Source organism: Pseudomonas sp. WS 5410, from assembly GCF_012985645.1.
GTDB lineage: Bacteria > Pseudomonadota > Gammaproteobacteria > Pseudomonadales > Pseudomonadaceae > Aquipseudomonas > Aquipseudomonas shahriarae.
Genome location: NZ_JAAQWS010000012.1, coordinates 137,875 through 161,099 on the forward strand (window position 1 = coordinate 137,875; position 23,225 = coordinate 161,099).

The 23,225-nt window shown below is 61.4% G+C and carries 22 protein-coding genes; 16 read left to right on the top strand and 6 right to left on the bottom strand.

Annotation, left to right across the window (positions count from 1 at the left end):
* The first annotated feature begins 73 nt into the window (after window positions 1-73).
* From HBO24_RS18350 to HBO24_RS18375, 6 genes are all read left to right on the top strand, one after another.
* The gene (locus tag HBO24_RS18350; RefSeq protein ID WP_057439262.1) at window positions 74-826 is read left to right on the top strand and encodes a gluconate 2-dehydrogenase subunit 3 family protein; all 753 of its coding nucleotides are present in this window, start codon (window positions 74-76) and stop codon (window positions 824-826) included.
* A 2-nt stretch (window positions 827-828) separates the two neighbouring features.
* Complete coding sequence (locus HBO24_RS18355) at window positions 829-2,613, top strand: GMC family oxidoreductase (RefSeq protein ID WP_115127087.1); 1,785 nt, start codon at window positions 829-831, stop codon at window positions 2,611-2,613.
* 12 nt (window positions 2,614-2,625) lie between these two features.
* A complete protein-coding gene (locus HBO24_RS18360; protein WP_169960463.1) occupies window positions 2,626-3,921 on the top strand; it encodes a cytochrome c in 1,296 nt (431 codons plus the stop codon).
* An 81-nt stretch (window positions 3,922-4,002) separates the two neighbouring features.
* A complete protein-coding gene (locus tag HBO24_RS18365; protein WP_057957894.1) occupies window positions 4,003-5,061 on the top strand; it encodes a PA0069 family radical SAM protein in 1,059 nt (352 codons plus the stop codon).
* 231 nt (window positions 5,062-5,292) lie between these two features.
* Window positions 5,293-6,024, top strand: coding sequence for a carbonic anhydrase (locus HBO24_RS18370; RefSeq protein WP_057957895.1), 732 nt, complete (start codon window positions 5,293-5,295; stop codon window positions 6,022-6,024).
* Between the two features lie 85 nt (window positions 6,025-6,109).
* On the top strand, window positions 6,110-7,657 hold the full coding sequence (locus HBO24_RS18375) for a SulP family inorganic anion transporter (RefSeq protein WP_115127089.1): 1,548 nt from the start codon (window positions 6,110-6,112) through the stop codon (window positions 7,655-7,657).
* A gap of 86 nt (window positions 7,658-7,743) precedes the next feature.
* Here HBO24_RS18375 and HBO24_RS18380 read toward each other — a convergent pair whose 3' ends face one another.
* Window positions 7,744-8,391: a hypothetical protein gene (locus HBO24_RS18380; RefSeq protein ID WP_057957897.1), complete on the bottom strand. Its 648-nt coding sequence runs from the start codon at window positions 8,389-8,391 to the stop codon at window positions 7,744-7,746.
* A gap of 367 nt (window positions 8,392-8,758) precedes the next feature.
* Here HBO24_RS18380 and coxB point away from each other — a divergent pair, with 367 nt between their 5' ends.
* The 4 genes from coxB to HBO24_RS18400 all read left to right on the top strand — a co-directional run bounded on the left by coxB (window position 8,759) and on the right by HBO24_RS18400 (window position 13,128).
* Window positions 8,759-9,886, top strand: coding sequence for a cytochrome c oxidase subunit II (gene coxB / locus HBO24_RS18385; protein WP_170045470.1), 1,128 nt, complete (start codon window positions 8,759-8,761; stop codon window positions 9,884-9,886).
* Window positions 9,887-9,944: 58 nt separating this feature from the next.
* Window positions 9,945-11,534: a cytochrome c oxidase subunit I gene (ctaD, locus tag HBO24_RS18390; protein WP_057439258.1), complete on the top strand. Its 1,590-nt coding sequence runs from the start codon at window positions 9,945-9,947 to the stop codon at window positions 11,532-11,534.
* 120 nt (window positions 11,535-11,654) lie between these two features.
* Window positions 11,655-12,206: a cytochrome c oxidase assembly protein gene (locus tag HBO24_RS18395; RefSeq protein WP_057439257.1), complete on the top strand. Its 552-nt coding sequence runs from the start codon at window positions 11,655-11,657 to the stop codon at window positions 12,204-12,206.
* Window positions 12,207-12,240: 34 nt separating this feature from the next.
* Window positions 12,241-13,128, top strand: a complete 888-nt coding sequence (locus HBO24_RS18400; protein ID WP_128593085.1) for a cytochrome c oxidase subunit 3 — start codon at window positions 12,241-12,243, stop codon at window positions 13,126-13,128.
* Between the two features lie 4 nt (window positions 13,129-13,132).
* On the opposite strand, the gene HBO24_RS18405 is transcribed toward HBO24_RS18400, so the two are convergent.
* A complete protein-coding gene (locus HBO24_RS18405; protein WP_017528731.1) occupies window positions 13,133-13,336 on the bottom strand; it encodes a twin transmembrane helix small protein in 204 nt (67 codons plus the stop codon).
* A gap of 85 nt (window positions 13,337-13,421) precedes the next feature.
* Here HBO24_RS18405 and HBO24_RS18410 point away from each other — a divergent pair, with 85 nt between their 5' ends.
* From HBO24_RS18410 to HBO24_RS18430, 5 genes are read left to right on the top strand one after another with little or no spacing between them, the layout of a single operon-like run.
* Window positions 13,422-14,162, top strand: coding sequence for an SURF1 family protein (locus HBO24_RS18410; RefSeq protein WP_057439256.1), 741 nt, complete (start codon window positions 13,422-13,424; stop codon window positions 14,160-14,162).
* The gene (locus tag HBO24_RS18415) at window positions 14,128-14,721 is read left to right on the top strand and encodes a hypothetical protein (protein ID WP_128593084.1); all 594 of its coding nucleotides are present in this window, start codon (window positions 14,128-14,130) and stop codon (window positions 14,719-14,721) included. Before HBO24_RS18410 ends, HBO24_RS18415 begins: the two co-directional genes overlap by 35 nt.
* A 10-nt stretch (window positions 14,722-14,731) precedes the next feature.
* Window positions 14,732-15,811: a COX15/CtaA family protein gene (locus HBO24_RS18420; RefSeq protein WP_170060079.1), complete on the top strand. Its 1,080-nt coding sequence runs from the start codon at window positions 14,732-14,734 to the stop codon at window positions 15,809-15,811.
* The gene (gene cyoE / locus HBO24_RS18425; RefSeq protein WP_057444836.1) at window positions 15,799-16,698 is read left to right on the top strand and encodes a heme o synthase; all 900 of its coding nucleotides are present in this window, start codon (window positions 15,799-15,801) and stop codon (window positions 16,696-16,698) included. The genes HBO24_RS18420 and cyoE overlap by 13 nt, the downstream gene beginning before the upstream one ends.
* On the top strand, window positions 16,695-17,330 hold the full coding sequence (locus HBO24_RS18430; protein WP_057439255.1) for an SCO family protein: 636 nt from the start codon (window positions 16,695-16,697) through the stop codon (window positions 17,328-17,330). Before cyoE ends, HBO24_RS18430 begins: the two co-directional genes overlap by 4 nt.
* 166 nt (window positions 17,331-17,496) lie before the next feature.
* On the opposite strand, the gene HBO24_RS18435 is transcribed toward HBO24_RS18430, so the two are convergent.
* From HBO24_RS18435 to HBO24_RS18445, 3 genes are read right to left on the bottom strand one after another with little or no spacing between them, the layout of a single operon-like run.
* Window positions 17,497-18,270 carry a MetQ/NlpA family ABC transporter substrate-binding protein gene (locus HBO24_RS18435; RefSeq protein WP_057444837.1) on the bottom strand — a complete coding sequence of 258 codons (774 nt, stop codon included), beginning with the start codon at window positions 18,268-18,270 and terminating at the stop codon, window positions 17,497-17,499.
* Window positions 18,271-18,320: 50 nt separating this feature from the next.
* Window positions 18,321-18,995, bottom strand: a complete 675-nt coding sequence (locus tag HBO24_RS18440) for a methionine ABC transporter permease (protein WP_170060080.1) — start codon at window positions 18,993-18,995, stop codon at window positions 18,321-18,323.
* Entirely contained in the window at window positions 18,995-20,002 is a 1,008-nt protein-coding gene (locus tag HBO24_RS18445; protein ID WP_170060081.1) for a methionine ABC transporter ATP-binding protein, read from the bottom strand. The genes HBO24_RS18440 and HBO24_RS18445 overlap by 1 nt, the downstream gene beginning before the upstream one ends.
* Before the next feature lie 235 nt (window positions 20,003-20,237).
* On the opposite strand from HBO24_RS18445, the gene katE reads away from it, so the two are divergent.
* Window positions 20,238-22,409, top strand: a complete 2,172-nt coding sequence (gene katE / locus HBO24_RS18450) for a catalase HPII (RefSeq protein WP_262152981.1) — start codon at window positions 20,238-20,240, stop codon at window positions 22,407-22,409.
* 66 nt (window positions 22,410-22,475) lie between these two features.
* On the opposite strand, the gene HBO24_RS18455 is transcribed toward katE, so the two are convergent.
* Window positions 22,476-23,195: a PA5502 family lipoprotein gene (locus HBO24_RS18455; protein ID WP_057439252.1), complete on the bottom strand. Its 720-nt coding sequence runs from the start codon at window positions 23,193-23,195 to the stop codon at window positions 22,476-22,478.
* Window positions 23,196-23,225 lie beyond the last annotated feature (30 nt).

Below are 23,225 nucleotides of genomic sequence, written 5' to 3' on the forward strand. Positions count from 1 at the left end.
GATTACATCCAAAACGACAAGCCGCTCCATGAAGCGACTGCTCAAACCCGTGACCACATGATGAGGTGCCACCATGTCTGATCAAGATCGAGACAACCCCCGGCGTGACTTTTTGCGCAAATCCTTGACCTTGATCCCGGTGGTCACGGTTGCCAGCACTGGCCTTGGCGGCTCGATGCTGATGGCCACGCCCGAACCTGCCCAGGCCAGCCCGGCCAGCGCGCCCGCCAGCGAAAAGGCCTACGAGCCGAGCTACTTCACCGCTGAGGAGTGGGCCTTTATCAACGCCGCCGTCGCGCGTTTGATCCCTGCTGATGCCCAAGGCCCAGGCGCTTTGGAAGCCGGCGCGCCGGAATATATCGACCGGCAGATGAACACCCCCTACGCCAGTGGCGCCCTGTGGTTTATGCAAGGCCCGTTCAATGCCGACGCCCCGCCCGAGATGGGCTGGCAGAGCAAACTGGTGCCCAAGGAGATCTATCGCCTGGGTATTGCCGCCACGGATTCCTGGTCGAAAGCGTTCAACGGTAAAACATTTGCTGGGCAAGACAGCGCTACCCAGGATGATTTGCTGCGTCGCCTGGAGGCGGGCGGTGCCGAAACCGGCGAGCATTTCGCGGCGGTCCCGCCGAAGATTTTCTTCAATTTGTTGCTGCAAAACACCAAGGAAGGGTTCTTCTGCGACCCGATCCACGGCGGCAACAAAGGCATGGTCGGCTGGACCATGATCGGCTTCCCCGGCGCCCGCGCCGATTTCATGGATTGGGTTGAACGCAACGAGCAATACCCCTTCCCGGCTGTTTCCATCCGCGGCGAGAGGGCATAAACGTGGCGACCATCATGAAGAAAGTGGATGCGGTTATCGTCGGCTTCGGCTGGACAGGCGCGATCATGGCCAAGGAACTGACCGAAGCCGGCTTGCACGTGGTAGCGCTGGAGCGCGGCCCGATGCAGGACACCTACCCGGACGGTAATTACCCACAGGTGATCGACGAACTGACCTACAGCGTGCGCAAAAAGCTGTTCCAGGACATCTCCAAGGAAACCGTGACCATTCGCCATAGCGTGAATGACATTGCCCTGCCCAACCGTCAGTTGGGCGCCTTCCTGCCGGGTAACGGCGTAGGCGGCGCGGGCCTGCACTGGTCGGGTGTGCATTTCCGGGTGGACCCCATCGAATTGCGCATGCGCAGCCACTACGAAGAGCGCTACGGCAAAAATTTCATTCCCAAGGACATGACCATCCAGGACTTCGGCGTCAGCTACGAAGAGCTGGAGCCGTTCTTTGACTACGCCGAAAAAGTCTTCGGCACCTCCGGCCAGGCCTGGACCGTCAAAGGCCAACTGGTGGGTGAAGGCAAGGGCGGCAACCCTTATGCGCCGGATCGCTCCAGCCATTTCCCACTAGAGTCGCAGAAAAACACCTACTCGGCGCAGCTGTTCCAGAAAGCTGCCGCCGATGTGGGCTATAAGCCCTATAACCTACCTTCGGCCAATACCTCGGGGCCCTACACCAACCCCTATGGCGCGCAGATGGGGCCGTGCAACTTCTGTGGTTTTTGCAGCGGGTATGTCTGCTACATGTACTCCAAGGCATCGCCCAACGTGAACATCCTGCCGGCCCTGCGCCAGGTGCCGAACTTTGAGCTGCGGCCAAATTCCCACGTGCTCAAGGTCAATCTCGACAGCACCAAGCGTAAAGCCACTGGCGTGACCTATATCGACGCCCAGGGCCGGGAGATCGAGCAACCGGCGGACCTGGTGATTCTTGGCGCCTTCCAGTTCCATAACGTGCGCCTGATGCTGCTCTCGGGCATCGGCAAGCCCTACGACCCGATCACGGGCGAAGGGGTGGTGGGCAAGAACTTCGCCTACCAGAACATGGCCACCATCAAGGCCTACTTCGACAAAGACGTGCATACCAACAACTTCATCGGCGCTGGCGGCAATGGCGTGGCGGTGGACGATTTCAACGCCGATAACTTCGACCATGGTCCCCATGGCTTCGTCGGCGGCTCGCCGATGTGGGTCAACCAGGCGGGCAGCCGGCCGATTGCCGGCACCTCCAACCCGCCGGGCACGCCGGCCTGGGGCAGTGCGTGGAAGCGCGCCACCGCCGATTACTACACCCACCAGGTGTCGATGGACGCCCACGGCGCCCATCAATCCTACCGGGGCAACTACCTCGATCTGGATCCGGTTTACCGTGATGCCTACGGCCTGCCGCTGCTGCGCATGACCTTCGACTGGCAGGAAAACGACATCAAGATGAACCGCTTCATGGTCGAAAAAATGGGCAAGATCGCCGAAGCGATGAACCCCAAGGCGATTGCCGTGCTCGGCAAGAAGGTCGGCGATCACTTCAACACCGCGTCCTACCAGACCACCCACCTCAACGGTGGCGCGATCATGGGGACCGACCCGAAGACCAGCGCGTTGAACCGCTACCTGCAGTGCTGGGATGTGCACAACGTGTTTGTCCCAGGTGCATCTGCTTTCCCACAAGGCCTGGGCTACAACCCTACGGGCCTGGTGGCGGCGCTGACCTATTGGTCGGCCCGGGCGATTCGCGAGCAGTACCTGAAAAACCCCGGCCCGCTGGTTCAGGCATAAGGAGCGACGACCATGAAAGCATTTGTTATCGCGACCCTGGCCCTGTTCAGCAGTTGCTCGGTGAGCGCGGCTGAAACTGATCTGATCAAACAAGGCGAATACCTGGCCCGCGCCGGTGACTGCGTGGCCTGCCACACCGCCAAGGGCGGCAAGCCGTTTGCCGGTGGCCTGCCGATGGAAACCCCGATCGGCGTGATCTACTCCACCAACATCACCCCGGACAAAACCGGCCTGGGGGACTACAGCTTTGAAGACTTCGACAAGGCCGTGCGCCATGGCGTCGCCATAAGTGGTAGTACCCTTTACCCGGCGATGCCCTACCCGTCTTACGCTCGCGTCAGCGAAACCGATATGCAGGCGCTGTATGCGTACTTCATGAAAGGGGTGGAGCCGGTCGCCCAGCCGAACCAGGACAGCGACATTCCCTGGCCCTTGAGCATGCGCTGGCCCCTGGCCGCATGGCGCTGGATGTTCGCACCCGAGGTGGCGGACTACCAGGCCCCGGCCGATGCCGACCCGATAATCAGCCGTGGCGCCTACCTGGTGGAAGGTCTCGGCCACTGTGGCGCCTGCCACACCCCGCGCGCTCTGACCATGCAGGAAAAGGCCCTGAGCGCGTCTGAAGGTTCTGCGTTCCTGTCGGGCAGTGCGCCGCTGGAAGGCTGGATCGCCAAAAGCCTGCGCGGTGACCACAAGGATGGCCTGGGCAGTTGGAGCGAAGAGCAACTGGTGCAGTTTCTCAAGACCGGCCGCAGTGATCGCAGTGCGGTGTTTGGCGGCATGAGCGACGTTGTAGTCCACAGCATGCAGTACATGTCTGAAGACGACCTGACCGCTATCGCCCGTTACCTCAAGAGCCTGCCGGCAGTCGACCCCAAGGATCAGCCGCACCAATACGACAAGCAGGTGGCCGAGGCGCTGTGGAAGGGCGATGACAGTCGGCCGGGCGCGGCGGTGTACATCGACAACTGCGCGGCCTGCCATCGTACCGATGGTCATGGCTATACCCGGGTGTTCCCGGCGCTGGCGGGCAATCCGGTGTTGCAGACGGCGGATGCCACATCGTTGATCAACATTGTGTTGAATGGCGGAACCCTGCCGGCCACTCACGCCGCGCCTTCCACCTTCACCATGCCGGCCTTTGCCTGGCGCCTGTCGGATCAGGAAGTGGCGGATGTGGTGAGTTTTATCCGTGGCAGCTGGGGTAACCAGGGCGCGCCGGTGAAGGCTGGCGACGTGGCCGACCTGCGCAAAAGCGATAAACACACCACCTCGGGCGACGATCTGGGGCAAGTGACGAGTCACTGATTCAGCCTTTGCCGCCCAACGGCACTGGTCAGAGACGCTGCGCCTCGATACTGTATATAAAAACAGTATCGAGGCGCTTGTATGTCCACTCCTCTGCCGCCGCGCGGGCGAGGCACCGCCACCAACCTGCACAATCGCTTTGCGCCCACGGTCAGTGTGGCCGAGGACGACGGTTGGTATCAGGAAGTACCGCCGACCCAGGGCACCGAAGTGCGCATCGAGACGGCGAAGACCATCATCACCCGCAACACCTCGCCGGACCTGCCGTTCGACCGCTCCATCAACCCTTACAGGGGGTGTGAGCACGGTTGTATCTATTGTTATGCGCGGCCCAGCCATGCCTATTGGGACATGTCCCCGGGCCTGGACTTTGAAACGAAGCTGATCGCCAAGAGCAACGCCGCCCAGGTGCTGGAGCAACAATTGTCCAAGCCCGGCTATGTGTGTGCGCCGATCAATTTGGGCTCCAATACGGACCCGTATCAACCGATCGAACGTGAATACCAGATCACCCGGCAAACCCTGGAGGTGCTGCTGCGCTATCGCCACCCGGTGACTATCGTGACCAAGGGGTCGTTGATCCTGCGTGACCTTGACCTGCTCACGGAGCTGGCCCGCCAGCGGCTGGTGGCGGTGATGATCAGCCTCACCAGCCTGGACGATGAACTCAAGCGCATCCTCGAGCCCCGTGCGGCGGCGCCCAAGGCGCGGCTGCGGGCGATCCGGGTAATGCGCGAGGCGGGTATCCCGGTGGGTGTGCTGTGTTCGCCAATGATTCCGATGATCAACGACAGTGAACTGGAAAGCCTGCTGGCCGAAGCCCATGCCGCCGGGGCGCAGAGCGCGGCCTATATGATGCTGCGCCTGCCCCTTGAAGTAGCGCCGCTGTTCGAGGAATGGCTGGCGGCCCATTATCCGCAGCGAGCGGCCCATGTGATGAGCCTGGTCCGCCAGGTACGTGGCGGGGAAGTCTATGACAGCCGCTTCGGCGTGCGCATGCGCGGTGAGGGGCCGTTTGCCGATTTGCTGGCGCAACGATTTGCCAAGGCGATCAAGCGCTTGGGGCTCAATCGTCGGGAAGGGTTTAATCTTGATTGCAGTGCATTCTGTCCGCCCGGCAGGCAGCTGGCTTTGTTGTAGACTGATACAAAAGCGCGTGTTGCCCGGCCAGGGTGGTCGCGTTTTGACATCACTGAAACCCGCGAGATAGAGCGGTTGATTCAGTTTGAGTTAAGTTTCGGCAGGTACCTTGTTCATCAAGTGACTGGTGGGTCGGCGGCACTGGCTGGGTGGTTTCCATGTGTTGTTTCCCGGTGATCGCGCGTCGACCTCAACTACAAGACTCTCCTGCCCCAACCACGAGGATGAATCATGAGTGACAAGGATAAACAGCCGTTGGCTGCGTCGGCTTCAGCCCCTCACGAGGCGGAGTCCGCCGATGCAGCGCTGCAGCACATTGTTGATGGTTTTTTGCATTTCCATAATGAGGTCTTCCCCCAGCAGGAAGAGCTCTTCAAGAAGCTCGCCACGGCCCAGAGCCCACGGGCGATGTTTATCACCTGTGCCGACTCGCGCATTGTTCCGGAACTGATCACCCAGAGCTCCCCGGGCGATCTGTTCGTGACCCGTAACGTAGGTAACGTCGTGCCGCCTTATGGGCAGATGAACGGCGGTGTGTCCACGGCCATCGAGTACGCGGTGCTGGCGCTGGGCGTGCAGCACATTATTGTCTGCGGCCACTCCGATTGTGGCGCCATGCGGGCAGTGCTCAACCCCCAGAGCCTGGAAAAAATGCCCACGGTCAAAGCCTGGCTGCGCCACGCCGAAGTCGCCAAGACCATGGTCCAGGACAACTGTGATTGCGCCAACGAAGGCGAAAGCATGCAGGTGCTGACCGAAGAAAACGTCATCGCCCAGTTGCAACACTTGCGCACCCACCCCTCCGTGGCATCGCGCATGGCCAACGGTCATTTGTTTATCCATGGCTGGATCTACAACATCGAGACCAGTGAAATCAAAGCCTACGACGCGGATCAGGCCACATTCCGGCCGTTGAGCGGTTCCGGACCGATCCCTTCGGCGACGCCCAAAGCGCGCTTCTAAAACAATCCCCTGCCGGGTAATGCGATGGCTGCCATGGATGCAGCCAGGCCTTGCCACGCCCGGCGAATGCCTCGGGAGAGTCATCATGCGTGCAGCTCAATTAAAAACAGTGCTGCCACGGGAGCTGTTGGCTTCGGTGGTGGTGTTTCTGGTGGCCTTGCCCTTGTGTATGGGGATCGCCATTGCCTCGGGCATGCCCCCGGCCAAGGGCCTGCTTACCGGGATCATTGGTGGCCTGGTGGTGGGCTGGCTGGCCGGTTCGCCCCTGCAAGTCAGCGGGCCGGCGGCCGGCTTGGCGGTGTTGGTGTTCGAACTGGTGCGCCAGCACGGCATGCTGATGCTCGGGCCGATCCTGTTGTTGGCCGGCTTCCTGCAACTGGTGGCCGGGCGCCTGCGCCTGGGCTGCTGGTTCCGGGTGACGGCGCCGGCGGTGGTCTACGGCATGCTGGCGGGGATCGGAGTGTTGATTGTCCTGTCGCAGGTCCATGTGATGCTCGATGGGGCGCCCAAACCCTCCGGGCTGGATAACCTCGCCGGCTTTCCCGCCGCAGTGGCCCAGGCCATTCCCAGCCTGGGTGGCGGGCTCGGTTGGCAAGCCGGTCTGCTGGGCCTGGCGACCATGCTGGTGATGTGGTTGTGGGACCGGTTTCGCCCGCAAAAACTGCGTTTTGTGCCGGGGGCATTGCTCGGCGTGGGCCTGGCGACCGCGACCAGCCTGGCGCTGGCCTTGCAGGTCAAGCGCGTTGAGGTGCCAGAAAACCTTGCCGACGCAATTGATTGGCTGCGCCCCAGCGACCTGTTGAACCTGGCCGACCCCAACCTGTTGATCGCGGCCTTCGCGGTGGCCTTTATTGCCAGTGCCGAAACTCTGCTCTCGGCGGCAGCAGTGGACCGCATGCATAACGGCCAACGCTCGGACTTCGATAAGGAGTTATCCGCCCAGGGTGTAGGCAACATGCTGTGCGGTCTGGTGGGCGCATTGCCCATGACTGGTGTGATTGTGCGCAGCTCGGCCAACGTCCAGGCGGGGGCGACCACGCGTTTGTCGGCGATGTTCCACGGTCTCTGGCTGCTGGCCTTTGTGTTGCTGCTGTCGAGCGTGCTGCAGAGCATTCCGGTGGCGAGCCTGGCGGGTGTGCTGGTGTACACCGGGATCAAGCTGGTGGACCTCAAGGCGTTCCGTGGCCTGGGGCGCTATGGCCGGATGCCGATGTTCACCTACGCGGCCACGGCCCTGGCGATCATCTTTACCGACTTGCTGACGGGCGTGCTGGTGGGCTTCGGCCTGACCCTGGTGAAACTGGCGTGGAAGGCATCACGCTTGAAAGTCAGCCTGGTCGACCTGCCCGAGGACGGTGAAATGGAGTTGCGACTGGTGGGGGCGGCGACCTTTCTCAAGGTGCCTGCATTGACCCAGGTGCTGGCGACCGTGCCGGCGGGGACCACCGTGCATGTGCCGCTCAATAACCTGAGCTACGTGGACCATTCGTGTCTGGAGTTGCTGGAGGAATGGGGGCGGGCCAATGCGGCGAAGGGTTCGAAGTTGGTGATCGAGGCGCGGGGGTTGAAGCGTCGATTGGAAGGGCGGATACGTACCACGACGCGGATTGGTTCGGCCCCGTCAGTGGGCTGACGAAACCGGATAAAAAAATGTGGGCGCGGCGGTGCGACGATTCGACTTGCCCGCTCCCACATTTGTTCTATACCTGGCAGGAAAACTCAGGCCGGCTGATCCAGCTCCAACTCCACACCCAACTGGCGCGACAGGCACGGCCAGCGTTTCCACGCGGCTTCCGTTGCCGGGCTCTTGAGCTGCTCGCGATAGGCCTCGACGGACTCCAGGGCGAAGCTCTCTTCATTGAGCATTTCATCCACCGCCAGGTGCACGGCTTCGTCCAGCTGATTGGCGAAATCTTCGCCGATCAACTGGTGGGCAATCACATTGGCAACGGTGGTGTCCGCCGGAATCAAGGGCTGGCCGAAATGCTTGATATACAGATCGTTGACTTCTTCCACCAGCCGATGGGCCAGGTAGGCCTCGTCCAGTAGGCCGTTCAGGCCTTCATGGGCGGCCAGGATCGCGGGTGGCTGCAGAAAGAAGTGCTCGGCAATTTTCAGCACCGGCTTGATCTGGCTTTCAATTCCGGCTTCCCGGGCCACGTCGTTGGCGGCATCCAGCAGGTCTGGGACCTGGGCGATGTAGGCGCTGACGAAACGTGTCATCACCGCGTTACGATCACCCTCGGCCAGGGAAATGGCCGAGTGCAGGTGCGGTAACTGTGCGTCCAGTTGTTTAGCCAACAGGCCGGTGGATGCTTCGTGTTGATGGGCACGGGAAATCTGCTCGCGCAATGCGGCGGTGTTCATGAAAGCTCCAGTAATACGGGCGTAGGAAAGGGGATTGCATAAGGTAGCTCGTTTATACGAGCCCCTAAGATGCATTTGTCATAATTATTTCATGGTTATGCATCGCTGTTATATCGAATCGCCATCGTTCGTCGGATAGGCCTTCAATCTGCGGGCTGGCCAGCGCCGTTCGTCTCTTTTCACTGATTTGCCCCCTCACATTGCGGGGTCGCAGTCGCTGTCTATACTCGGGGATGTACGCAATTAGCTGATGACGCCCGACTGCATTAGGCAGGCAAGGCTTGGCGGATGTAAGCAGTTTGGAAGCCGCCCCCTTGGCCGCAGGTGCAAACCGGCGGGATAACAAGAACGATAAGGGGAACCCGCAATGACGCGACATCCACATGTTTGGATGGGCTTACTCTTGTGGTCAGTATTCAGCCAGGCGCAGGCCGCCTGGACGGTGAATATGGCACCAGGGGCCACGGAAGTCAGTCACGCCGTATTCGACCTGCACATGACCATCTTCTGGATCTGTGTGGTGATCGGCATCATCGTGTTTGGCGCCATGTTCTGGTCGATGATTATGCATCGACGTTCCACGGGCCAAGTGGCGGCCAAGTTCCACGAAAGTACGACGGTGGAAATTCTCTGGACCGTGGTGCCCTTGCTGATCCTCGTCGCCATGGCCATTCCGGCGACCAAGACCCTGATCAACATCTACGACAGCAGTGAGTCGGATATCGATATCCAGGTCACCGGCTATCAGTGGAAGTGGCACTACAAATACCTGGGCCAGGACGTCGAGTTCTTCAGCAACCTGGCCACCCCCGCCGAGCAGATCCATAACCAGGCCACCAAGGGCGAACACTACCTGCTGGAAGTCGACCAGCCGCTGGTGCTGCCAGTGGGCGCCAAGGTGCGCTTCTTGGTGACTGCCGCCGACGTGATCCACTCCTGGTGGGTGCCGGCGTTTGCGGTCAAGCGCGATGCCATCCCCGGTTTCGTCAACGAGGCCTGGACCCGGGTCGAGAAGCCCGGCATCTACCGTGGCCAGTGCGCGGAGCTGTGCGGCAAAGACCACGGTTTCATGCCCATCGTGGTCGAGGTCAAGTCCAAGGCCGACTACGCCACCTGGCTCGGCGAGCGCAAGGAGGAAGCTGCCAAGCTCAAGGAGCTGACCTCCAAAGAGTGGACACTCGAAGAGCTGGTGGCCCGTGGCGACAAGGTCTACCACACCACTTGCGTGGCCTGTCACCAGGCCGAAGGCCAGGGCCTGCCGCCGATGTTCCCGGCGCTCAAAGGCTCGAAGATCGCCACTGGACCGGCGGCAGACCACCTGAGCATCGTCTACCACGGCAAGCCCGGTACGGCGATGGCGGCCTTCGGCAAGCAACTGTCGGAAGTCGATATTGCAGCGGTCGTGACTTACGAGCGTAACGCCTGGGGCAACAACAAAGGCGACATGGTCACGCCTAAAGACGTGCTGGCCATCAAACAGGCGGAAAGCAAATGAACCTCTTCATTGCGTATGCCCTGAACCGCCCCGCCCATCCGCTTGCAGGAGAACGGTCATGAGCACTGTGATTGATGACCACGGTCATGCCGCTGACCACGCCCACGGTCCCGCCAAGGGCTTGATGCGCTGGGTGCTGACCACCAACCACAAAGATATCGGGACCATGTACCTGTGGTTCAGCTTCGCCATGTTCCTGCTGGGTGGTTCGTTCGCCATGGTGATCCGCGCCGAGCTGTTCCAGCCGGGCCTGCAGATCGTCGAGCCGGCGTTCTTCAACCAGATGACCACCATGCATGGCCTGATCATGGTGTTTGGCGCGGTGATGCCGGCGTTTGTCGGCCTGGCCAACTGGATGATCCCGCTGATGATCGGCGCGCCGGACATGGCCCTACCGCGCATGAACAACTTCAGCTTCTGGCTGCTGCCGGCGGCGTTCCTGCTGCTGGTCTCGACGTTGTTCAGCCCGGGCGGTGGGCCGAACTTTGGCTGGACCTTCTACGCCCCGCTCTCTACCACTTACGCCCCGGAAAGCGTGACGTTCTTTATCTTTGCCATCCACCTGATGGGCATCAGCTCGATCATGGGCGCGATCAACGTGGTCGCGACCATCCTCAACCTGCGCGCACCCGGCATGACGCTGATGAAGATGCCGCTGTTTGTCTGGACCTGGCTGATCACCGCCTTCCTGCTGATCGCAGTGATGCCGGTACTGGCCGGTTGCGTGACCATGATGCTGATGGATATCCACTTCGGCACCAGCTTCTTCAGCGCCGCTGGCGGCGGTGACCCGGTGCTGTTCCAGCATGTGTTCTGGTTCTTCGGCCATCCCGAGGTGTACATCATGATCCTGCCGGCCTTCGGTGCCGTCAGCTCGATCATCCCGACCTTCTCGCGCAAGCCGCTGTTTGGCTACACCTCGATGGTCTACGCCACGGCGAGTATCGCGTTCCTGTCGTTTATCGTGTGGGCGCACCATATGTTCGTGGTGGGCATTCCGTTGGTGGGCGAGTTGTTCTTCATGTACGCCACCCTGCTGATCGCGGTGCCCACCGGGGTCAAGGTGTTCAACTGGGTCAGCACCATGTGGCAAGGCTCGCTGACCTTTGAGACACCGATGCTGTTTGCCGTGGCCTTTGTGATCCTGTTCACCATCGGTGGCTTTTCCGGGCTGATGCTGGCCATTGCCCCGGCGGACTTCCAGTACCACGACACCTACTTTGTGGTGGCGCATTTCCATTACGTACTGGTGCCCGGCGCAATCTTCGGGATCTTCGCCTCGGCCTACTACTGGCTGCCGAAATGGACCGGCCACATGTACGACGAAACCCTGGGCAAGCTGCACTTCTGGCTGTCGTTCGTGGGGATGAACATGGCGTTCTTCCCCATGCACTTCGTGGGGCTGGCCGGCATGCCGCGGCGGGTGCCGGACTACAACCTGCAGTTCGCCGACTTCAACATGGTGTCGTCGATTGGCGCCTTTATGTTCGGTGCCACGCAGATTTTCTTCCTGTTTATCGTGATCAAGTGCATCCGTGGCGGCCAGCCGGCACCGGCCAAGCCGTGGGATGGCGCCGAAGGGCTGGAGTGGAGCATTCCTTCACCGGCGCCCTACCACACCTTCACCACGCCGCCGGAGGTCAAATGAACCCGGTCATGAAAACACTCCCGATCCCCTGTGGGAGCGGGCTTGCCCGCGATGGCGGCCTCAAGACCCCTGCAGAGCTTGAGGGCCTCATCGCGAAGCCAGCTCGCCCAGGTGGGCGTCATGGCTGACTCCGTACCTCTCAACCGCCTGGTCACGCGCCTGCTCATCCTGGTGCTGGCGATGTTCGCCTTCGGCTTTGCCCTGGTGCCGATCTACGACGTGATGTGCAAAGCGTTTGGCATCAACGGCAAGACCGCCGGGCAGTACGAAGGCTCGCAGGTGGTCGACCCCTCGCGCCAGATACGGGTGCAGTTCCTGTCAACCAATGCCATCGATATGGTCTGGGAATTCCACTCCAGGGCCGACGAAATCGTGGTCCATCCCGGTGCGGTCAACGAGATGGTGTTCGTGGCCTTCAACCCCACCGACAAGCCGATGACAGCCCAGGCGATCCCGAGTATCTCCCCGGCCGAAGCGGCGATGTACTTCCACAAGACCGAGTGTTTTTGCTTCACCCAGCAAGTGCTGCAGCCGGGAGAGCGCATCGAGATGCCGGTGCGCTTCATTGTCGACCGCGACATGCCCAAGGATGTGAAGCATTTGACCCTGGCGTACACGCTGTTCGATATCACTGCGCGCCAACCGCCCGTGGCTGTCCATACCGGCGGCTAGGCGTGCCTGCGGGCTCGATTAGGAGAACGGATACATGTCGACTCATGATACGTACTACGTACCAGCGCAAAGCAAATGGCCAATAATTGCCACGTTTGGGCTGTTGATCACCGTGTATGGCCTGGGTGTGTGGTTCAACGACCTTAAGGCGGCACGCCCGGAATCCCACGGCCCGCTGATCTTTTTCGTTGGCAGCCTGCTGCTGGCCTACATGATGTTTGGCTGGTTTGGCGCGGTGATCAAAGAAAGCCGCGCCGGCTTGTACAGCGCGCAGATGGACCGCTCGTTCCGCTGGGGCATGACCTGGTTCATCTTTTCCGAGGTGATGTTTTTCATCGCGTTCTTTGGCGCGCTGTTCTATGTGCGGCATCTGTCGGCGCCGTGGCTCGCCGGTGAGGGCTCCAAGGGCATTGCCCATATGCTGTGGCCCAACTTCGAGTTCGCCTGGCCGCTGCTCAACAACCCGGATCCCAAGCTGTTCCCGGCGCCGGAAGGCACCATCAGCCCGTGGGGCCTGCCGTTGGTCAACACCATCTTGTTGGTGAGCTCCAGCGTGACCATCACCATCGCCCACCACGCCCTGCGCAAGGGCCATCGCGGCGCGCTGAAGATCTGGCTGGCGATTACCGTGTTGTTGGGGGTGGCGTTCCTCGGCTTCCAGGCCGAGGAATATATCCACGCCTATAAAGAGCTGGGCCTGACGCTGGGGTCCGGGGTGTATGGCGCGACGTTCTTCATGCTCACCGGCTTTCACGGCGCCCACGTGACCATCGGCACGATCATTTTGTTCGTGATGCTGATGCGCATCCTCAAGGGGCATTTCAATGCCGAGCACCAGTTCGGTTTCGAAGCGGCCAGTTGGTATTGGCACTTTGTCGACGTGGTGTGGATCGGGTTGTTTTTCTTCGTCTACGTGCTGTAGCGGCTTACCAGGGGGCGTGGGAAACCAGCTGGCCGCTGAAGAACCCCCAGGTGATCAGCGCCAGGGTGATCACGGCCAGCACCACACGCACGGTCAAGGCGGTGACGAGGCGATTGGAGTGGCCTTCGTCCTTGACCAGAAAGAACAAGCCACTGAACAGGCTCACAACGGTAGCGATCAGCATCAGGGCAATAGCGGCTTTGAGCATGGTCAGGCTCCAGGGCTCTTTATTTTGAGGGGCGGGCAATGAGATTCAGTATAGCCAGCGCAGCATCGACCTTCGCGGTAACGCCATGAAACGCTTTCGCCCCGGGATTGCACCGACCCTGGTGGTGCTGGTGTTGCTGCCGTTGATGGTGTTCCTGGGCTTTTGGCAGTTGTCCCGTGGCCAGGAAAAACAGGCGCTGCTCCAGAGTTACGCCGAGCGCCGGGCGGCGCAGCCTCTCAGCGTTGCGCAACTGGCGGCGGTGGCTGATCCGGCCTTTCGCCGGGTGCAGTTGCGCGGGGAGTTCGATGCCGGGCACAGCGTGCTGCTGGATAACCGCATGCGCGACGGCAAGGCCGGCGTCGAGTTGCTGCAACCCTTTCATGACCAGGCCAGCGGCCAGTGGCTGTTGCTCAATCGCGGCTGGCTGCCGTGGCCGGATCGGCGCACGCCGCCAGCTTTCACCACCCCCGACCAACCTTTGAATATCAACGCCTGGGTGTATGTCGCCCCCGGCGAGACGTTCCAGCTACACGCCGACCCGGCAGCCGCGCAATGGCCGCGCCTGCTGACGGCGCTGCACCCGCAGGCGCTGTGGGCCGAGCTGGAGCGCAGCGGGTTTGCCTTTGAACTACGGGCCGAAGCGGGCCCGGCGACCTATGAAACCCAATGGCCGGTGGTGGCCATGGGGCCGGAAAAACACGTGGGGTATGCCGTGCAGTGGTTCGCCATGGCGCTGGCGCTGCTGGGCCTTTACCTCTACCTCGGCTGGCACAACGCAAGGGAGAAGCACCATGGGAGCGGCCATGAATCCACTCAACATGTCTGACACGCCAGCGGCGCCCAATCGCAGCAAGGGGCGCTGGCAACTGATCCTGATCCTGCTGATGGTGATCGGCCCGATGGTGCTGGCGACCCTGATGTACAAGTGGCAGTTCTGGGTGCCGGATAACCGCAGTGATCATGGCGAGATGATCGGCAACGGCCAGACCCGCGCCGATATCGGCGTACAGGCTGACGAGGAGCGCTGGCAATTGCTGGTGACCGCACCCGCGGCCTGCGCCGCCGATTGCCAGCAGTTGGTCTACCTCGCGCGCCAACTGCAGATCGGCCTGGGGCGTGATGCGTCCCGTGCCAGCCATGCCCTGGCCAGTGCGCAGCCGGTCAGCGCCGCGTACGAGGCCAAGCTCAAAGCCGAATACCCGCAATTGCGGCGCTTGCCCCTGGACCTGCCGACCTTCAAGCAAAACGCCGCCGCGCCGGGCGATGCGCAACTGTGGATCGTTGACCCCCACGGCAACCTGGTGCTGCGCTATGACGCGCGGGTCAAGGGCAAGGATCTGCTGAACGACCTGCGCCATCTGCTGAAACTGTCGAATATCGGATAAGGGCATCGTCATGGCCAAACCTGGATTTCGCCTCGCGCTGTTTGCCACCCTGCTGGCGCTGATTGTGGTGCTGCTGGGCGCCTACACGCGCCTGACCCATGCCGGCCTCGGTTGCCCGGACTGGCCGGGTTGCTATGGCTTTATCAGCGTGCCGAAAAGCGAGGCCCAGTTGGCCCATGCCGAGTTGCACTTCCCGGACACGCCGGTGGAGGCCGACAAGGGCTGGAACGAGATGATCCATCGCTATGCGGCGGGCACCCTGGGGTTGTTGATCGCGCTGTTGGCCACCCGCGCCTGGACCCATCGCCGGCATCCGGGGCAGCCGTTGAAGCTGCCGTTGTTTCTGCTGGTTGTGGTGTTTGCCCAGGCAGCCTTTGGCATGTGGACGGTGACGCTCAAGCTCTGGCCGCAGGTGGTCACTGGGCATTTGCTGGGTGGCTTCGCGACGTTAAGCCTGTTGTTTCTGTTGACCCTGCGTCTGTCCGGGGTGTTGCCGGCGCTGATCGTGCCCCGGCGTTTGCAGTATTGGGCCACCGCCGGCCTGGTGCTGGTGATCGGGCAGATCGCCCTCGGTGGCTGGGTCAGTTCCAACTATGCGGCGGTGGCCTGTATCGACTTGCCGACCTGTCATGGTGAGTGGTGGCCGGCGGCGGATTTTGCCAATGGCTTTCACCTGACCCAGCATATCGGCCCCAACTACCTGGGCGGGCAACTGGACAGTGATGCGCGTACGGCGATTCACCTGACCCATCGCCTGGGCGCGCTGGTGGTGACTGTGGCGCTGCTGGGCCTGGCCTGGCAGCTCAAGGCGGTGGGTATGACCCGCCTGGCGGGCCTGCTGCTGGTCGCCCTGGCCGTGCAGATCGGCCTGGGCCTGAGCAATGTGTACTTTCATTTGCCGCTGCCGGTGGCGGTCGCCCATAACGCCGGCGGTGCAGCGTTGCTGCTGACCCTGGTGCTGGTCAATTACCACGCCCGTACCAGCCTGGTGCGGGTCCGCCATCAAGTGCCGTTCGGTTGGCGCTTCAGCCCGCGCAAGCACGTGTCGGGTCTGATTACCCTTAAAGGAGAGATGCCATGGCGACCTTGATTGGCGAGCGTCACAGCCAGGCGATCTGGCGCGACTACCTGGAGCTGACCAAGCCCAAGGTGGTGGTGCTGATGTTGATCACCTCGCTGGTGGGTATGTTTCTCGCCACCCGCGCCGGGGTGCCGTGGACGGTGCTGATCTTCGGCAACCTGGGGATTGCCCTGTGTGCCGGTGGCGCGGCGGCGGTCAATCATGTGGTGGACCGGCGCATCGACGCGCTGATGGCGCGCACCCATAAGCGGCCGCTGGCGGAAGGCCGGGTGTCGCCGGCCGCCGCGCTGACATTTGCCCTGGCGCTGGCGGTGGCCGGGCTGGGCTTGTTACTGGCGTTTACCAACCCACTGGCGGCCTGGCTGACCTTGGCCTCGCTGCTGGGCTATGCGGTGATCTACACCGGTTTTCTCAAGCGGGCGACGCCGCAGAACATCGTGATCGGCGGCCTGGCCGGCGCGGCGCCGCCGTTGCTCGGTTGGGTGGCGGTCACCGGGCATGTGAGTGCCGAGCCGTTGTTGCTGGTGCTGATTATCTTCGCCTGGACCCCGCCGCACTTCTGGGCCCTGGCTATCCATCGCAAGGAGGAATACGCCAAGGCCGATATCCCGATGCTGCCGGTGACCCACGGCGAGCACTACACCAAGGTGCATATCCTGCTCTACACCTTCGCGCTGCTGGCGGTGAGCCTGATGCCTTATGTGATCCATATGAGCGGGCTGTTGTACCTGGGGTGTGCGCTGGTTCTGGGCGCGCGCTTTCTGCAATGGGCCTGGGTGCTGTACCGTGGCAGTCGGCCGCACGCGGCGATCAATACCTTCAAGTACTCTATCTGGTACCTGTTTTTGCTATTTATCGCCCTGCTCGTAGACCACTACTTATTGTTGAACCTATGACTCGAACTCAAAAAACTGTCTTTATCCTGGTGGCCCTGGTGGCGTTGATCATGGGCCTGACCGTCAACAAAGTGCTGTCTGGCAAGGGCCAGGGCGACCCCACGGCATTGATCGACGCGGGCATTATCCTGCTGCCGCAAAGCCGCCAGCTGCCGCCTGTGACCATGACCAACCAGGACGGCCAGCCGGTACTGGTCAATGAGTTGAAGGGCAAGTGGAGCGTGCTGTTCTTTGGCTACACCTTCTGCCCGGACATTTGCCCGACCACCCTCGCCCAGCTGCGGCAAATCAAGAGCGAGCTGCCCAAGGACGTGGTGGATAAGCTGCAGGTGATTCTGGTCAGCGTTGACCCGCATCGCGATACCCCGACGCAGCTCAAGCAATACCTGAGCTACTTCGATCCGCAATTTGCAGGCCTGACCGGGGCGAATGTGGAAGAGGTGCAGAAGGTCTCGAATGCCGTGAGCATTCCGTTTATTCCGGCGGATACCAGCAAGCCGAACTACACCGTCGACCATAGCGGCAACCTGGCGTTGATCGGCCCGGACGGCACCCAGCGCGGGTTTATTCGTGCGCCGTTGAACAACCAGAAGCTGGTGGCGCAGTTGCCAGGGTTGTTGCAGCGCAACTGAGCCGAACGGCTATTTTGCTGACCATACAAAACAAATGTGGGAGCGGGCTTGCTCGCGATAGCATCACCGCGGTGTAACTGATACACCGCGGCGCCTGCATCGCGAGCAAGCCCGCTCCCACATAAAGCTGCTCCCACATTCTGATCTGCGGTGTGTTGGAGACCGATCAGAACGCCGGCAGGATCGCGCCTTTGTACTTCTCGTTGATGAATTTCTTCACTTCCGGGGTCTTCAGGGCTTTGACCAGCTTCTGCACCGCGTCCGAATCCTTGTTGTCCTCGCGGGTCACCAGGATGTTGACGTAAGGCGAGTCGTTGCCTTCGATCGCCAGGGCATCCTTGGAAGGGTCCAGCTTGGCTTCCAGGGCGTAGTTGGTGTTGATCAGCGCCAGGTCGACCTGGGTCAGCACGCGCGGCAGGGTGGCGGCTTCCAGTTCGCGGAATTTCAGACCTTTTTCGTTGCCGGTGATGTCCTTGATGGTCGACAGGATATCGGTCGGGTTCTTCAAGGTGATCAGGCCCTGGTTGGCCAGCAGCAACAGCGCGCGGCCGCCGTTGGTGGCGTCGTTAGGGATCACTACATTGGCACCGTTCGGCAGCTCGGCCAGGGTCTTGTACTTGCTGGAGTACGCGCCCAGTGGCTCCAGGTGCACGCCGGCGACGCTGACCAAGTGGGTGCCCTTGGCCTTGTTGAACTCATCCAGGTACGGCTGGTGCTGGAAGAAGTTGGCGTCCAGGCGCTTCTCGGCCACTTGTACGTTCGGCTGCACGTAGTCGGTGAACACCTTGACCTTCAGGTCCACGCCTTGCGCGGCCAGGGCCGGCTTCACGAATTCAAGGATTTCCGCGTGCGGCACGGGTGTGGCGGCGACCGTCAGGGTTTCGGCGGCGTGGGCGGAAAACGCGGCAACCGCGGCGAAAGCAACCAGTAGTTTTTTCATCCAACAAGCTCCTTGTTCGGGCATCTGCCGGCGGGGGCCGGCAATCGCCTTTATTTTCGAGAGTAGTGTGTCACCAGCTTATCGCCGATGGTTTGCAGAATCTGCACCAGCACAATCAACATCACCACGGTCACGACCATGACGTCATCCTGGAAGCGCTGGTAGCCATAACGGATCGCCAGGTCGCCCAGGCCGCCGGCCCCCACCACACCCGCCATGGCGGTGTAGCCCACCAGGGCAATGGCGGTCACGGTGATTGCAGCAATGATGCCCGGCTTTGCCTCGGGCAGCAGCGCCTTGGTGATGATCTGCCGTGTGGTGGCGCCCATGGCCTGGGTCGCCTCGATGATGCCGCGATCGACCTCGCGCAGGGCGGTTTCCACCAGCCGTGCGAAGAACGTCGAAGCGCCTACCACCAGCGGTGGAATCGCACCGGCGACGCCCAGCGAAGTGCCAGTGAGGAACACCGTCGTCGGGATCATCACGATCAACAGAATGATAAACGGCAGAGAGCGGATGGCGTTGACCACGAATGCCAGGGCGGCATAAGTGGCTTTCTGCTCCAGCAACTGCCGTGGGCTGAAAAGAAACAGCAGGATGCCCAGTGGCAGGCCGACCAGGACGGTGAAAAACAGCGAGGTGCTGAGCATCAGCATGGTGTCGCTGGTGGCAACCCAGATATCAGCCCAGTCGACGTTGTCGAAGTAATGCAGTAGCACGTCCATTAACGCAGGACCTCCATATGCACATCGGCTGCGGTAAAGCGCGCGAACGCCGCTTCCATGTCACCGCCGGTGATGGCCAGGGTCAGTTGCCCGTAAGGGGTATCTTTGATGTGGTCGATACGACCGGCGAGGATGCTGTAGTCCACACCCGTTTCGCGGGCGACGGTACCCAGCAGTGGCGCGTAGGTCGCTTCGCCCTGGAACGTCAGGCGCACGATGCGGCCTGGCACATGGGCGAACACATCACGCTGCTCGCCTTCATCGACCTGCTCGGCTTCCTGCACAAAGCGCTTGGTGGTCGGGTGCTTGGGGTGCAGGAACACGTCGGCCACCGGGCCTTGCTCGACAATCACCCCGGCGTCCATCACGGCGACCTGGTCGCAGACACGGCGGATCACGTCCATTTCATGGGTGATCAACACGATGGTCAGCTTCAACTCGCGGTTGATCTCGGCCAGCAGTTGCAGGACCGAGGCGGTGGTCTGCGGGTCGAGGGCACTGGTGGCTTCGTCGCACAGCAGGATTTTCGGTTTGGTGGCCAGGGCGCGGGCGATGCCGACGCGCTGCTTCTGGCCGCCGGACAACTGCGCCGGGTACTTCTTGGCATGGTCTGCGAGACCGACCCGGTCCAGCAGCTCGGCCACGCGCGCATCAATCTCGCGGCGCGACAGTTCGCCCGCCAGGGTCAGTGGCAGCGCGACGTTGTCGGCGACGGTCTTGGAGGCCAGCAGGTTGAAGTGCTGGAAGATCATCCCGACCTGCTGCCGGAAACGGCGCAGGCCGTTGGCATCCAGGGCGGTGACTTCTTCTTCATCGACCTTGATCTGGCCGCCCGAAGGCTCTTCCAGACGATTGATCAGGCGCAGCAGGGTACTTTTTCCCGCGCCGGAATGGCCGATGAGGCCAAACACCTGGCCGTTCTCGACGCGCAGGCTGGTGGGGTGCAGTGCGGGAATATCCTTGCCGGCGACCCGGTAGGTTTTATGGACGTTATGAAACTCGATCACGTAGCGAACCTTGTGGGGCGCATTGAAAAGGGATCAGCGGTTAGCCGGGCGCGCATTTTAGCCTGTCCGTATAGCGTTTCTTAGCATTTATTTCGTATTCAACCAGCGATTTGGCAATAACGCGATCAAAGGTCATAAAAAAGGAACGGTAAAAAATCCCGTCAGTCACTACTTAAGCAACTCGATTTCCCGGGTGCCGTGCCCGGGGTTTTGCTCACACGAGCCAGGGACCGCTCTGGCCTACGCAAACGAGGAGTTTTGTCTGATGAGTACCAAAAAACCCGCTACGCCGCCCAAGAGCGAGCTTGCAGGCACCGATACCCTGGACCGTGGCAACACCAATGCCAAGCTGCAAAGCCTGGAAAAATTCCGTTCCGACGCCACAGGCCAGGCGCTGCGCACCAATCAGGGGGTGAAAATCTCCGATAACCAGAACACCCTGAAAGCTGGCGCCCGGGGGCCTTCGCTGCTGGAAGATTTCATCATGCGTGAAAAAATCACGCACTTTGACCATGAACGTATCCCGGAGCGCATCGTGCACGCCCGCGGCACTGGCGCCCATGGCTACTTCCAGACCTATGAAAACCATTCGGCGCTGACCAAGGCGGGTTTCCTGCGTGACCCAGGCCGTAAAACCCCGGTGTTCACGCGTTTTTCCACAGTGCAGGGCCCGCGTGGTTCAGGCGATACGGTGCGTGACGTGCGCGGCTTTGCCGTGAAGTTCTTCACCGACGAAGGCAACTTCGACCTGGTGGGCAACAACATGCCGGTATTTTTCATTCAGGACGCGATCAAGTTTCCTGACTTCGTGCATGCGGTAAAGCCTGAGCCGCACAACGAAATTCCTACCGGCGGCTCGGCTCACGATACGTTCTGGGATTTTGTCTCGCTGCAGCCGGAATCGGCGCACATGGTGATCTGGGCGATGTCCGACCGCGCCATTCCAAAAAGCCTGCGCAGCATGCAGGGTTTTGGGGTGCACACGTTCCGCATGGTGAATGCCGAGGGTCAATCCAACTTCGTCAAATTCCACTGGCGCCCGACAGCGGGTACCTGCTCCCTGGTGTGGGACGAAGCGCAAAAATTGGCCGGTAAAGATACCGACTACCACCGTCGCGATCTGTGGGATGCGATCGAGATGGGCGATTACCCGGAGTGGGAACTGGGCGTACAGGTGATTCCGGAAGATAAGGAGCACGCGTTCGACTTCGATATCCTCGACCCGACCAAGTTGATTCCGGAAGAGTTGGTGCCCATCACCCCGCTGGGCAAGATGGTGCTCAATCGCAACCCGGACAACTTCTTCGCTGAAGTCGAACAGGTCGCGTTCTGCCCAGGCCATATCGTGCCGGGTATCGACTTCTCCAATGACCCGCTGCTGCAAGGTCGGTTGTTTTCCTACACCGACACACAGATCAGCCGTCTAGGTGGCCCGAACTTTCACCAGTTGCCGATCAACCAGCCGCTGACGCCCCTGCATAACAACCAACGCGATGCCATGCACCGCAGCACCGTCGATAAAGGCCGCGCGTCCTATGAGCCGAACTCTATTGATGGCGGCTGGCCGAAAGAAACCCCGCCGGCAGCACAGGACGGCGGTTTCGAGTCGTACCCGGAGCGCATCGACGCGCACAAGATCCGTGAGCGCAGTGAATCGTTCAGCGACCATTTTTCCCAGGCACGCCTGTTCTTCAACAGCATGAGCACGCACGAGCAGGAGCACATCATCGCGGCCTACAGCTTTGAGCTGGGCAAGGTCGAGCGTGAGTTTATCCGCGCGCGTCAGGTCAATGAGATCCTGGCCAATATCGACCTGGGCCTGGCCAAGCGCGTGGCCGAGAACCTGGGCCTGCCGGCGCCGAAAAAAGGCACCGTGCCGGTGCGCAAGACCGCGCCGGAGCGTTCGCCGGCCTTGAGCCAGGCCAACCTGCTGTCGGGGGATATCAAGACGCGCAAGGTGGCGATCCTGGCGGCCAATGGTGTGGATGGTGCCGCGATTGCCGCGCTGAAAAAGGCGCTGGCCGCAGAAGGCGCCCATGCCAAGTTGCTTGGGCCGACCTCGGCGCCGGTGACCACCGCCGATGGCAAGAGCCTGGCGGTGGATGCCTCGATGGAAGGCCTGCCGTCAGTCGCGTTCGATGCGGTGTTTGTGCCGGGTGGGGCGAAGTCGATCCAGGCGTTGAGCGGCGACGGTGTGGCGTTGCATTACCTGCTGGAGGCGTACAAGCATTTGAAGGCGATTGCCTTGGCGGGTGAGGCGAAGCAGTTGCTGCAGGTGCTCAAGCTGGAGGCGGATGCGGGGTTGATTGTCGGCGGGGATGCCAAGGCGTTGAAGGCGTTTATTGCGGCGATTGCCCAGCATCGGGTCTGGGAACGGGAGCCTAGGGCCAAGGCGGTTCCGGCTTAAGTCATTGGTTGTTTGATAGGGCGCCATCGCGGGCAAGTCGAATCGTCGCACTGCCCGCGATTGGCTTCAGTCGGCTTTACGCGGAATCAACACAACCTGCGCCGGAATATGCCTGAGGATCTGCCGATGAATCTTCAGGTCGTACCCTGAATCAATCCGCTTCACCCGTTTAGTCAGCAGCGTGTTCAGCCACGGGTAATCCTCGGTGCGCGGCACCTGGATGCTCACATCACACTGGTAATTCACCACATCGGTGGCGATGGCATCCAGTTGATGGCGCAATTCCTGGATATCCGTGAGGTTCAGCGCCACCGTGGTGCTTTCGGCGGTGGGGTCGATGACCTTGGCTGGCGGCTTGGCTTCGGCAGCTTTCAGGGCGGCTTCGGCTTTATCCAGCTCGGCCTTGCGCGCGTGGGCGATGGCGTTGTTGACCCCACCGGTCAGCGCGGGAGCCTTGGGCATCAACGCCCGGGCGCGGCTCAAGGCCGTAGCGGCGGCGTTGACATCGCCTTTTTGCAGGACGATCTGGCTGCGCTGCAAATAGGCCTCGGCCAGTTGGCGCTGATACGGCTCGAGTGCCGGGTCGTCGGGCGATTGGGCCTGCAACGCGGCGAGTTGGTCCTCGGCGGTGGCCAGCTCACTGCTGGCCAGGTTTTGTTCCAGCTGTGCAATGGCCACAGCGCGCGCATCCGGCACCTCGGGGGCGACGGGCGGGGTGCTTTGGCAGGCGCCCAGCAGCAGGGAAAATGCGGCAAGGAGCAGATAACGGGAGGTGAACGGCTTCATTCCTGCGACTCTCTAATTGCGCAAAAAGCG